The organism is Veillonella fallax, from assembly GCF_020687175.1.
GTDB lineage: Bacteria > Bacillota > Negativicutes > Veillonellales > Veillonellaceae > Veillonella > Veillonella fallax.
This window is the reverse complement of sequence record NZ_JAJEQD010000005.1, coordinates 90,247-101,618: the sequence shown is the minus strand read 5'-3', so window position 1 is coordinate 101,618 and position 11,372 is coordinate 90,247. Positions and strand designations below refer to the sequence as shown.

Annotated in this window: 13 protein-coding genes; all 13 read left to right on the top strand. The window is 37.1% G+C overall.

All coding sequences use genetic code 11. The features are described from left to right. The first annotated feature begins 13 nt into the window (after window positions 1-13). The 13 genes from rlmN to LKD20_RS03590 all read left to right on the top strand — a co-directional run bounded on the left by rlmN (window position 14) and on the right by LKD20_RS03590 (window position 11,365). The gene (gene rlmN / locus LKD20_RS03650) at window positions 14-1,060 is read left to right on the top strand and encodes a dual-specificity RNA methyltransferase RlmN (RefSeq protein ID WP_227720941.1); all 1,047 of its coding nucleotides are present in this window, start codon (window positions 14-16) and stop codon (window positions 1,058-1,060) included. Continuing rightward, on the top strand, window positions 1,053-1,754 hold the full coding sequence (locus tag LKD20_RS03645; protein WP_213467807.1) for a Stp1/IreP family PP2C-type Ser/Thr phosphatase: 702 nt from the start codon (window positions 1,053-1,055) through the stop codon (window positions 1,752-1,754). Before rlmN ends, LKD20_RS03645 begins: the two co-directional genes overlap by 8 nt. Before the next feature lie 27 nt (window positions 1,755-1,781). Beyond that, on the top strand, window positions 1,782-3,707 hold the full coding sequence (gene pknB, locus LKD20_RS03640; protein WP_213467975.1) for a Stk1 family PASTA domain-containing Ser/Thr kinase: 1,926 nt from the start codon (window positions 1,782-1,784) through the stop codon (window positions 3,705-3,707). A gap of 7 nt (window positions 3,708-3,714) precedes the next feature. Further along, a complete protein-coding gene (rsgA, locus tag LKD20_RS03635) occupies window positions 3,715-4,578 on the top strand; it encodes a ribosome small subunit-dependent GTPase A (protein WP_227720940.1) in 864 nt (287 codons plus the stop codon). A gap of 1 nt (window position 4,579) precedes the next feature. Next, window positions 4,580-5,230 (top strand): ribulose-phosphate 3-epimerase, encoded by a 651-nt coding sequence (gene rpe, locus LKD20_RS03630; protein WP_005386737.1) that lies wholly within the window; start codon window positions 4,580-4,582, stop codon window positions 5,228-5,230. Between the two features lie 283 nt (window positions 5,231-5,513). Beyond that, window positions 5,514-6,227 carry a 30S ribosomal protein S2 gene (gene rpsB / locus LKD20_RS03625; protein ID WP_060924643.1) on the top strand — a complete coding sequence of 238 codons (714 nt, stop codon included), beginning with the start codon at window positions 5,514-5,516 and terminating at the stop codon, window positions 6,225-6,227. Between the two features lie 115 nt (window positions 6,228-6,342). Then, window positions 6,343-7,023, top strand: coding sequence for a translation elongation factor Ts (tsf, locus tag LKD20_RS03620; RefSeq protein ID WP_156719085.1), 681 nt, complete (start codon window positions 6,343-6,345; stop codon window positions 7,021-7,023). Window positions 7,024-7,085: 62 nt separating this feature from the next. Next, the gene (pyrH, locus tag LKD20_RS03615; protein ID WP_227720939.1) at window positions 7,086-7,811 is read left to right on the top strand and encodes a UMP kinase; all 726 of its coding nucleotides are present in this window, start codon (window positions 7,086-7,088) and stop codon (window positions 7,809-7,811) included. 5 nt (window positions 7,812-7,816) lie between these two features. Beyond that, the gene (gene frr / locus LKD20_RS03610; protein ID WP_005386731.1) at window positions 7,817-8,377 is read left to right on the top strand and encodes a ribosome recycling factor; all 561 of its coding nucleotides are present in this window, start codon (window positions 7,817-7,819) and stop codon (window positions 8,375-8,377) included. Beyond that, window positions 8,377-8,628 carry a hypothetical protein gene (locus tag LKD20_RS03605; protein ID WP_105085568.1) on the top strand — a complete coding sequence of 84 codons (252 nt, stop codon included), beginning with the start codon at window positions 8,377-8,379 and terminating at the stop codon, window positions 8,626-8,628. The genes frr and LKD20_RS03605 overlap by 1 nt, the downstream gene beginning before the upstream one ends. Further along, window positions 8,609-9,373: an undecaprenyl pyrophosphate synthase gene (gene uppS / locus LKD20_RS03600; protein ID WP_227720938.1), complete on the top strand. Its 765-nt coding sequence runs from the start codon at window positions 8,609-8,611 to the stop codon at window positions 9,371-9,373. The genes LKD20_RS03605 and uppS overlap by 20 nt, the downstream gene beginning before the upstream one ends. A 3-nt stretch (window positions 9,374-9,376) precedes the next feature. Then, on the top strand, window positions 9,377-10,201 hold the full coding sequence (locus tag LKD20_RS03595; protein ID WP_105094335.1) for a phosphatidate cytidylyltransferase: 825 nt from the start codon (window positions 9,377-9,379) through the stop codon (window positions 10,199-10,201). An 18-nt stretch (window positions 10,202-10,219) separates the two neighbouring features. Beyond that, a complete protein-coding gene (locus LKD20_RS03590; RefSeq protein WP_105085571.1) occupies window positions 10,220-11,365 on the top strand; it encodes a 1-deoxy-D-xylulose-5-phosphate reductoisomerase in 1,146 nt (381 codons plus the stop codon). Window positions 11,366-11,372 lie beyond the last annotated feature (7 nt).

The window sequence follows — 11,372 nt, the reverse complement described above, 5'->3', positions numbered from 1 at the left end:
GAAATGGAGTACCATGATAGAATTATTGGGTAAGTCTTTAGAAGAGTTACAATCTATCTTTAAGACCCATAATATACAAAAGTTTCGAGCGAAACAGTTAATAGACTATATTTATCACAGATATATATTTGATTTTGAAGAGATGACGCAGTTTCCTAAAGAGTTGCGTCAATGGTTAAGTGATAACTGTGTTATTTCTTTACCAACGTTAATTACTGAGTCTGTTTCCCCTGATGGGAAGACTCGTAAAATTCTTGTTGAAATGACTGATCAAAGCCGGGTAGAAGCCGTTTTAATGGAGCAACATTATGGATATTCTGTATGTGTTTCCTCTCAAGTTGGTTGTGCAATGGGCTGTGTGTTTTGTGCCTCTACACAGGGTGGTTTATATCGCGATTTAACAGTGTCTGAAATCATTGGACAAGTCGTTATTTTCGGAGCTCTTACAAAAGAGCAAATTCATTCTGTTGTAGTTATGGGGGCAGGGGAACCATTACAAAACTATGATAATGTTTTGCAGTCACTGCAACTATTACATGATCCTATGATTTGTAATATTAGTTATCGGAAGATGACTATTTCTACTTGTGGGTGGGTTCCAAACATCTATAAATTAGCTGATGAAGGATTACCTATAACTTTGGCACTCTCATTACATGCTACAAATAATGAAGTGCGTCGTAGTATTATGCCAGTTGGGGCTCGTTATGAATTGACGGAAGTCTTAGATGCGGTAAAATATTATTATGATACGACTCAACGTCGTATCACCTTTGAGTATATTCTTATAGATTCAGTAAATGCATCTATGGAGGAGGCTCATGCATTGGGGAAAATCTGTAAAGATTTCCCAAATTGCCATGTTAACTTAATACCTGTTAATGGCAATGAACATATAGAATTATATAAACCATCTATTACAAATATGAATACATTTAAAGACATCGTTGCTTCCTATGGCGTATCTGTAACGGTACGCAAAGAGATGGGCGATGCTATCCAAGCCGCATGTGGGCAATTAAAAGCAGCTCATGGTCGGAAAAAGGAGAATCATGAATAATTTTGTTGGTTTAAGTAAAATTGGACTTGTACGTCAACGCAATGAAGACCGTTTCTTTATTGATGGTAACGTTTGCGCTGTTACTGATGGCATGGGTGGATATAGTGGCGGTGAAATCGCTAGTACCTATGCTGTTGATGAAATTAAAGAGTATTTGGCCTCCCTTGAAACTGTGGGGCAACAAGATTTATGTGATGCTATTATTCATGCCAATGAACGTATAGCTAATCGCGTAGCTCATGAAGAACGTCTTGCTGGTATGGGCACTACTGCTGTTGTTACGGCCGTTAATGGTGACCAATTATACTGGGCAAGTGTTGGTGATAGTCGTTTGTATGTATATAGAGATGGTCTTTTACGACAAATTACTACAGATCATTCTATGGTACAAGAATTATTAACTGCTGGAGAGATTACAAAGGATGAAATGCTAAATCACCCTCAACGAAACTTATTGACCCGTGCAGTTGGGGTTGATGATACTTTAGAGGTTGATAGTGGTGTAGAATCTATTCTTCCAGGTGATCGTATTTTACTTTGCACTGATGGACTATGTGGTTATGTATCAGATGATGTTATTGCTAGTGCATTACAATCTAATAGTGATGATATGAAGGTTGTAGAATCATTGATGGAAGCCGTATATGATGTCGGAGCAGGAGATAATGTGACCATTGTGGTGGGAACAATCTAATCTAGAAATGGAGAAATAATGAGTACTATGAATATAAAAGGTATACTTCTAGATAACCGCTACCGAATTGTTGATAAAATTGGCGTTGGCGGAATGGCTGACGTATACCTTGGAGAAGATACCTTATTAGGTAGACAAGTAGCAATTAAAGTATTGCATGCTAACTTTGCTAATGATGATGAGTTTGTTACGCGTTTTAAACGAGAAGCACAAGCGGCGGGCAAACTAAATCATCCTAATATTGTAAATATGTATGATGTAGGGTTTGATCAAGATTTACACTATATCATTATGGAATATGTAGATGGTGAAACATTAAAAGAATATATAACGCGACATGGAAGACTATCCATAGACGAGGCTGTAAAATTCACTATTGCTATCGCAGAGGGCTTAGAACACGCACATACGATGGGAATAGTGCATTGTGATATTAAACCTCATAATGTCATTATTACTCGTACGGGGCGTGTAAAAGTAACTGACTTTGGTATTGCTCGAGCTATGAATGCTACTAATACAGTTATGTACACGAATTCAATTTTAGGCTCTGCTCACTATTTATCACCTGAACAAGCCAGTGGGAAACCAGTAGATGGTAATACTGATATCTACTCTTTAGGCGTAGTTTTATATGAAATGCTAACAGGTAGAGTTCCTTTTGAAGGGGAGACTCCAATTGCAGTAGCATTAAAACATGTACGTGAAAAAGTAGCTCCTCCAACTCGATATAATCCTTCAATCCCACCGCTTTTAGAAGCTGTCGTAATGAAGGCATTATCTAAAAACCCTGCAGATCGCTTTGATTCTATTTCTGACATGATAAGTGATTTACGATTGTCTCAAGGCTTTACAATGGGTAAAACTCAACGTCATGAACCATATGATTTTGCAACTCAAATGATACCAGCTGTTGATCCTGAAGCACTTGAGGATTTCAGTGATATTCAAGAAGAGCAAAACGATGAGGGTAAAAAGAAGAGTATGTTAAGTAAAATTGCATCTATCCCACAAAAATATATCGTCCTAGGGGCTGCCGTAATTTTTTTAGTAGCCTTCTTAGGTGCCTTCTTGAGTTATGGTAATTTCTGGAGTAACACAACTGTAGATGTACCTAATGTTGTGGGTAAACAAGTTTCTGTAGCTAAAAATATTTTAGAAGATAAACATTTGCGTGTTTCTACAAGCGAGGTTACTAATCCTGATGTACCAGCTGGTCAAGTTATTTCTCAAACACCAGGTGCAGGAGAGAAGGTTAAAGAACAACGTACAATTCACCTTGTTGTATCTAAAGGTGTTGGTGATATAACAGTACCGGATTTGTCTGGCTTAACAGTAGACCAAGCTCGACAACGACTTAAAGATGTTGGTTTAGTTGTTGGTAAAGTAACACAACAGTCTGTAGATAATAAACCTGATGGTGTTATCATAGCTCAAAGTCCATCTGGTGATTCTAAAGTTTCTAAAGGCACAACAATTGATCTCGTTGTAAATAAAGCTAAAGCTAAAAAGATTCAAATGCCAAATGTCATTGGTATGACTTTAAAAGATGCACGAGATACATTGAGTAATGCTCATCTTGGTGTTAATCAAGTCGCTGGTTCTGTAGAGGAAAAATCTATTGTAACAGAACAAAGCATAAAAGCTGGCGATGAAATTGATGAAGGTACTGCAGTAAATCTAACTACTGAATATAAAAATGACAAAAAGAAAGATGATAAAAAATCTGACAGTAGTAGTAATAAAACTACTGGTACGGTAGATATTACAGTTCCGGCAGGCTCTAAAAACCAAGAGCTAAAAATTGTCGTAAAAGATGATGACGGTTCTGCTGTTATCTACGATGATACAAATAAACCTGGTGATCGTATTGTTAAAAAAGTGTCTGGTGTAGGTAATGTTCGTATTGAGGTTTATCTCAATGGTGCATTAGTACAAGAAACGGCATTATAGGGGAATTATGATTACAGGTATTGTTGTCAAAAATATGAATGGTTACTTTTATGTACAAGACGATGCAAGTACTGTTCATGAATGTAAAGTTCGAGGTAGATTAAAGAAAGGTCGCTACAGTTTACTTGTCGGTGATCGTGTTACGATTTCTGAGGATGGATTCGTTGAGTCCATCCTCGATCGTCATAATTCCATGGTTAGACCTGCGGTAGCTAATATTGATCAAGTTGTATTGGTTGTAGCTGCTCATGAACCAGATATTAATGAGCTTTTATTAAATAAAATGCTTGTCATGATTGAGCATGCAGATATTCCTATTGTATTATGTATCAACAAATGTGATTTGATGGATTCAGATACGGAAGATATGGTAAAACTTTATCAATCTATCGGCTATGAAGTATTGATGACATCAACATATAATATGACTGGTATTGATGACTTACGTCATGTCTTAGAACATAAGGTAACTGCATTTGCAGGTCCTTCTGGTGTTGGTAAAAGTAGTTTATTAAATGCAGTGGACCCTAAGTTTGCATTCCAAACGGGAGAGGTTAGTGACAAAATTAAGCGTGGTAAACATACTACTCGTCATGCTTCCTTATATAGTTTGGATTCAAATTCCTTTATCATGGATACACCAGGCTTTAGCGCCATTGAGTTCAATGATGTATCATTAGAACGGTTACCTACGTTATTCCCTGAATTTAGTGATTATGTTGATACATGTAAATTTAATCCTTGTTATCATGAACATGAACCTATTTGTGGCATAAAAGATGCTTTAGAGGCTGGCCATATTCATCAAGGACGATATGATGCATATATGTCTATACGTAATGACATAGAAAGTCAACGAAAGAGGTTTTAAAATGATTAAAATTGCACCATCTATGCTCTCTGCAAATTTTGCAACATTAAGTGAAGAAATAAAATCCATTGAATTAGCCGGAGCGGACTTATTGCATATTGATATTATGGATGGTCATTTTGTACCAAACTTAACCTTTGGTGCACCTATAGTAAAAGCAATCCGTCCTTATACACAACTACCATTTGATGTTCATTTAATGGTTACTAATCCTGGTGATTACGTAGAAGAGTTTGCAAAGATTGGTGTAGAGTATTTTACATTCCATCAAGAAACAGTGCCTCATATGCATCGATTGATTCAACATATCAAACAATGTGGTATGAAAGCAGGGGTATCACTTAATCCAGGTACACCAGTATCTTTATTGGAGGATGTAGCAGCTGATCTTGATATGATCTTAATTATGTCCGTAAATCCTGGCTTTGGTGGTCAATCCTTTATTCCAAACGCTATTAAAAAAGTTAAACAAGCTAAAATGCTATTAGAAGAAGTGGACAACACAACTGCAGTTATTGAAGTAGATGGCGGTATTAATGATATTACTTGTGTACCTATTAAACGAGCAGGTGCTACAATTCTAGTTGCAGGTTCCGCTGTGTTTGGCGCTGATGATCGAGCACAAATGATTGCGGCCATTCGAAATAACTAGTTATAATAATTGTTATTTTGAGTTTACTATCTTAATATTATGTGTAGTATCTAAACAGTACTATGTTTGGAAATAATAGCTTCTAGAAAAATAATTTTATAATCAAACATAAGGAGTGAGGTTTTCTTAAATAAATCCTCACTCCTTGCTTGCTTTTAGAATAATTTTTTGGTAAAATTACTGGGTATGAAAAATATGCACGTCGGTGGACTTCGGTACTGTGCCTAATTTTGGGTGACCCGAAGGATGAAGCGGCGGAGGTTAATTAACAGGAGGTGCCACAATGGCAGTAGTATCAATGAAACAATTATTAGAGGCTGGTGTACACTTTGGTCATCAGACTAGAAGATGGAACCCTAAAATGGCGAAATTCATCTTCACTGAACGCAATGGTATTTATATCATTGACTTGTCTAAAACAGTTAAAAAAGTAGAAGAAGCTTACTCTTTCTTACGCGAAGTTGCTTCCCAAGGCGAAGTAATCTTGTTCGTAGGTACTAAAAAACAAGCTCAAGAAGCTATTAAAGAAGAAGCTATCCGCGCTAACATGTTCTTCGTTAACGAACGTTGGTTGGGCGGTATGTTGACTAACTTCAAAACAATTGAAACTCGTATTAAACGTTTAAAACAATTGGAAGCTATGGCAGAAGATGGTACTTTCGAAGTATTGCCTAAAAAAGAAGTTATCGGTCTTCGTCATGAAATGGAAAAATTGGAAAAATACCTTGGCGGTATCAAAGATATGCCTAAAATGCCAGGTGCTCTTTTCGTAGTTGATCCTAAAAAAGAAAAAATCGCTATTGCAGAAGCTAAAAAATTGGGTATTCCAGTTGTTGCAACAGTTGACACTAACTGTGACCCAGATGAAGTAGAATTCCCAATCCCAGCAAATGATGACGCTATCCGCGCTGTAAAATTATTGGCTGGTAAAATGGCTGACGCTGTTCTTGAAGGTCGTCAAGGCGAATCCTTGGACGGTGCTGAAGCTGCGGAATAATTCTGCAAAGCTACTAAATCATTTCTGATTAGCATTTGAAAGATAAATCTATAACATATATAATTAGGGTAAGGACTATATCCTTACCTTAATTAATACTAGGAGGAACAAAATAATGGCAATTACTGCTGCTTTGGTAAAAGAATTGCGCGACATGACTGGCGCAGGTATGATGGACGCTAAAAAAGCATTGGTTGAAACTGACGGTAATATCGAAAAAGCGGTTGACCTTCTTCGTGAAAAAGGTTTGGCTGCTGCTGCTAAAAAAGCAGGTCGTATTGCAGCTGAAGGTGTAGTACAATCTTACATCCATGCTGGTGGTCGTATTGGCGTATTGGTAGAAGTTAACTGCGAAACTGACTTCGTTGCTAAAACTGATGATTTCCAAAGCTTGGCACGCGATATCGCTATGCAAATCGCAGCTGTAAACCCTACATACTTGAACCGTGAAGAAGTTCCTGCTGAAGTAATCGAACACGAAAAACAAGTATTGTTGGAACAAGCTAAAGTAGAAGCTGAAGAAGACGTAAAAGCTGGCCGTAAACCAAAACCTGAAGCTGTTTTGGAAAAAATGGTTGCTGGTCGTATTGAAAAATTCTATAAAGAAAACTGCCTATTAGAACAAGTATTCATTAAAGATGGCGACAAAACAGTTACAGACATCATTAATGAGAATATTGCAAAAATCGGTGAAAACATCAACGTACGTCGTTTTGTTCGCTACGGTTTGGGCGAAGGCATTGAAAAACGCCAAGATGACTTCGTAGCTGAAGTAATGGCATCTGTTGGTAAATAATTAAGAAATAATAAGAGAACACCGTACAGTGTTCTCTTATTTTGCAATAGAGGAGTAAACACATGGCAAAGAGAAACTTTAGACGTATTGTTTTGAAGTTGAGTGGTGAAGCATTAGCGGGTGAACAAGGTTTTGGTATTAACCCTGATGTTGTTGAAGAATTTGCAAAAGAAATTGCTGTTTTAGCAAAATCCACTGATTTAGAAATCGCAATTGTTGTTGGTGGCGGTAACTTATGGAGAGGATTAGCTGGTAGTAACCAAGGTATGGATCGTGCTACAGCTGACTATATGGGTATGCTAGCAACAGTAATGAACTCCTTAGCATTGCAAGATGCATTAGAACAAGCAGGCGTAGATACTCGCGTTCAAACTGCTATCGAAATGCAAGAAATTGCAGAACCTTATATTCGTCGTCGTGCCATCCGTCATTTAGAGAAAAAACGTATCGTAATCTTCGGTGCTGGTCTTGGTAAACCATATTTCTCTACAGATACGACTGCTGCATTACGGGCTGCTGAAATTGAAGCAGATGCAATTCTGATGGCGAAGAAATTTGCTGACGGTGTATATGATTCTGATCCTAAAACGAATCCTAATGCCGTTAAATTTGATGAATTAACATATAATGATATCATTACAAAAGAATTAAAGGTTATGGATGCAACATCCACAACTTTATGTAAAGATAACAATATTCCTATTATCGTATTTAGCATGGACATTCCGGGTAACATTACAAAAGCCGCTAAAGGTGAAGAGATTGGTACCATTGTTCGAGGAGAATAATTCAAATGGAAATTAAAGAATTGTTACAACAAGCAGAAGAACGCATGAATAAGTCTATTGAGGCTTTAAAACATGAATTCGCATCTATTCGTACAGGCCGTGCTAGTGTAGCATTGCTTGATAAAGTAATGGTTGATTATTATGGTAGCCCTTCTCCAATTAACCAAGTTGCGAATATTTCTGTACCTGAGCCTCGCATGATTGTAATTGCACCTTGGGATAAAACTATGATTGGTGCCATTGAAAAGGCAATTTTACAATCTGATCTTGGTTTAAACCCAGGTAATGATGGTGCTCAAATTCGTTTAACTATTCCTCAATTAACTGAGGAGCGCCGTAAAGAAATCGTTAAGGTTGTTCATAAAAAAGCTGAAGATGCTAAAGTTGCAGTACGTAACATTCGTCGTGATGTAAATGATGCATTGAAAAAAGAAGAAAAAGCTAAAACAATTACTGAAGATGATGCTAAAGACGGTTTAGATCAAATCCAAAAACTTACAGATGCTAAAATTAAGCAGATTGATGAGTTAAAAGCAGTAAAAGAAAAGGACGTATTAGAAGTATAATGTTAGATTCTAATAGCCTTATTGGAATGCCATGGCAGCTTGCAAAGTCTCGTTTGCAGGCTGCCCATATTCCTTTTAAGGTAATGATTGGGGGATCCTTTAATCGCTTTTTTGATATTGCCGATAAAGGACTTTATGTAGCACGTATTACCAAGGTTGATGAGTGTTTACATATACTAGTGTATAGACCAATGATTGCCAGCGACTTCGGAAATTCTATCGAGGTAGACTATGCTAAAGAAATTATTTAACCGTAAACCATCTGATACGCCTGATATTGATAGTAATGCGATACCAAAACACGTTGCTATTATTATGGATGGCAATGGTCGTTGGGCTAAACGAAGAGGGATGCCACGATCTATGGGGCATCGTGCAGGAGCCGACGTATTAAAGCAGATTGTTATTGCTGCAGATGAGATTGGAATTAGAGCTCTTACGGTATATGGTTTCTCCACAGAGAACTGGAAGCGTCCTGAACAGGAAGTTTCTTTACTTATGGCTCTCATAAAAGAATACTTAAACAATAATGTTAAGTATATGCATGAACATAATGTACGCATTCGCTTTATTGGATATATTAGTGCTCTTTCTGATGAGCTTCAAAAGATTATTCGCGATGCAGAATTATTAACTCAGAATAATACAGGCCTTACCTTACAGTTAGCTATAAACTATGGTGGGCGTGATGAAATAGTAAGAACTATCCGCAACATTACAAACTCTGTTGCAGATGGAACTATAACTACAGACGATATTACAGAAGACTATGTTAGCTCCCAACTTTTCACGAAGGAGTTTAGTGATGTAGACTTATTAATTCGTCCAAGTAGTGATTTTAGAATTAGTAACTTTTTATTGTGGCAGCTAGCTTATGCTGAATTCTGGTTTACTGATTTACATTGGCCGGATTTCACTAAAGAAACATTATTGGAAGCTGTTGCAGCATATCAAAAACGAGAACGCCGATTTGGTGGCTTACGTGATGAGGAATAAAAAATGTTAAAAACACGTGTTATAACCGCTGTTATAGGTTTTATTATTGCCTTAGGGGCCATTACATTAGGCGGATCTGTGTATGATGTTCTTATTACATTATTAGCTCTATTGGGATGGCGTGAGTTTGTTTTACTAGGTAAAGCTAAACATGTGCGAATGTCCATTTTATGGGGTTATATTAGTATTTTATTATTGATGATTGCCTTTGCATGTCATCAGTATATTTTAGCAATTGCTATAGTAGTATTGAGTTTATCAGCTAATTATATGTTATGTACATTTGGTGAAAATAAATACTCTTTAGCTAGCGTTTCTTTTAGTGTATTTGGTTTGTTATATGTTGGTATTGGCATGATTTCTTTGCTCATGATTCGTCATGACTCTATTTACATGTCTTTATCAATGCCCTTTGAATTATATAATTGGGGAACAATTACTCTTTGGCTAGTATTGTTTACCACATGGGCTAGTGATACTTTTGCGTACTTTGCGGGTCGTGCCTTTGGTAAACATAAAATTGTTCCATCCATTAGTCCTAATAAAACATTAGAAGGTTTTATTGGTGGCTTTATTGGCTGTATTATTACAGGTGCTGTATTTTCGTATATCGTGGGTATTCCATGGTGGATGGGTATTCATGTTGGTATGATTAGCGGTATACTTGCACCATTAGGTGATTTATTTGAATCAAAGATTAAACGATTATGTAATGTGAAAGATTCTGGTACCTTATTACCAGGTCATGGCGGTGTATTAGATCGATTTGATAGCTTATTATTTACGGCACCTATTACATTGATTTATATATTACTATTCTCGTTCTAATCTAATAGAGGTAAGCTTATGAAATACCTAAGTATTATTGGCAGTACTGGCTCAATCGGTACACAGACACTAGATGTGGTGTCTCAACATCCAGATCAATTCAAGGTGGTTGCCCTAGTGGCACATCATAATATTGACCTCTTAGAAAAACAAATTAAAGAATATCAGCCATTAGTAGCCGGTCTAGTTGATGAAAGTGCTTTTAAAGAGCTACAAGGACGCTATACAGGTCCTACAAAACTTGTGGGCGGTAAGGAAGCACTCATAGCTGCTGCTACGATTCAAGAAGCGACTATGGTTGTAACTGCTATTGTTGGTGCTGCAGGTATTGAACCTACTGTAGAGGCTATAAAGAAACGTAAGACTATAGGTCTAGCTAATAAGGAAACATTAGTTGCTGGTGGACCATTGATTACATCTTTGGCTAAGGAGTATGGCGTACAAATTCTACCTATTGATAGTGAACATAGCGCAATATTCCAGTGTTTAGAAGGTCAAAATCGCGAGAATGTTGATTCCTTAATTGTTACCGCTTCTGGTGGTCCTTTACGCACTTGGGATTCTGATAAAATTCAAACTGCCACAGCTGCTGATTGCCTACGTCATCCAACTTGGAATATGGGTAACAAGATTACGATTGACTCTGCATCTCTATTTAATAAAGGGTTAGAAGTAATTGAAGCTCATTGGCTATTTGGTTTTGATTTTGATCATATTGACGTAGTGGTACATCCACAAAGCATTGTTCATTCAATGATACGAATGAAAGATGGGGCCATCTTAGCACAAATGGGGAATCCCGATATGAGGGAGCCTATTCAGTATGCTTTGACATATCCTAAACGTGAAACTTTACATATGAATCACCTAGATTTTTCAAAGGCTTTACAATTAGAATTCTTACCACCACGATATGATGATTTCCCGGCTCTTCGTCTTGCTTATGAAGTGGGCCGATCAAGCGGTTTTAAACCAGCTGTGTTTAATGCTGCAAATGAAACTGCAGTTTATGCATTTTTAGATGATAAAATCGCCTTTGGTGATATTTATAAAGTCGTCACATCAGTCCTTGAATCTATGGGACCTGAAGATGACTTTACATTAGACAATTTATTGGCCATCGATAGATGGGCTCGAGAAAAGGCCACATCATTGATGGTATAGGAGTATA

What these genes read in the sequence shown, in the direction of transcription:
- rlmN (WP_227720941.1), top strand. Translation starts at nt 14, where the DNA reads ATGATAGAATTATTGGGTAAGTCTTTAGAAGAGTTACAATCTATCTTT.
- LKD20_RS03645 (WP_213467807.1), top strand. Translation starts at nt 1,053, where the DNA reads ATGAATAATTTTGTTGGTTTAAGTAAAATTGGACTTGTACGTCAACGC.
- pknB (WP_213467975.1), top strand. Translation starts at nt 1,782, where the DNA reads ATGAATATAAAAGGTATACTTCTAGATAACCGCTACCGAATTGTTGAT.
- rsgA (WP_227720940.1), top strand. Translation starts at nt 3,715, where the DNA reads ATGATTACAGGTATTGTTGTCAAAAATATGAATGGTTACTTTTATGTA.
- rpe (WP_005386737.1), top strand. Translation starts at nt 4,580, where the DNA reads ATGATTAAAATTGCACCATCTATGCTCTCTGCAAATTTTGCAACATTA.
- rpsB (WP_060924643.1), top strand. Translation starts at nt 5,514, where the DNA reads ATGGCAGTAGTATCAATGAAACAATTATTAGAGGCTGGTGTACACTTT.
- tsf (WP_156719085.1), top strand. Translation starts at nt 6,343, where the DNA reads ATGGCAATTACTGCTGCTTTGGTAAAAGAATTGCGCGACATGACTGGC.
- pyrH (WP_227720939.1), top strand. Translation starts at nt 7,086, where the DNA reads ATGGCAAAGAGAAACTTTAGACGTATTGTTTTGAAGTTGAGTGGTGAA.
- frr (WP_005386731.1), top strand. Translation starts at nt 7,817, where the DNA reads ATGGAAATTAAAGAATTGTTACAACAAGCAGAAGAACGCATGAATAAG.
- LKD20_RS03605 (WP_105085568.1), top strand. Translation starts at nt 8,377, where the DNA reads ATGTTAGATTCTAATAGCCTTATTGGAATGCCATGGCAGCTTGCAAAG.
- uppS (WP_227720938.1), top strand. Translation starts at nt 8,609, where the DNA reads ATGCTAAAGAAATTATTTAACCGTAAACCATCTGATACGCCTGATATT.
- LKD20_RS03595 (WP_105094335.1), top strand. Translation starts at nt 9,377, where the DNA reads ATGTTAAAAACACGTGTTATAACCGCTGTTATAGGTTTTATTATTGCC.
- LKD20_RS03590 (WP_105085571.1), top strand. Translation starts at nt 10,220, where the DNA reads ATGAAATACCTAAGTATTATTGGCAGTACTGGCTCAATCGGTACACAG.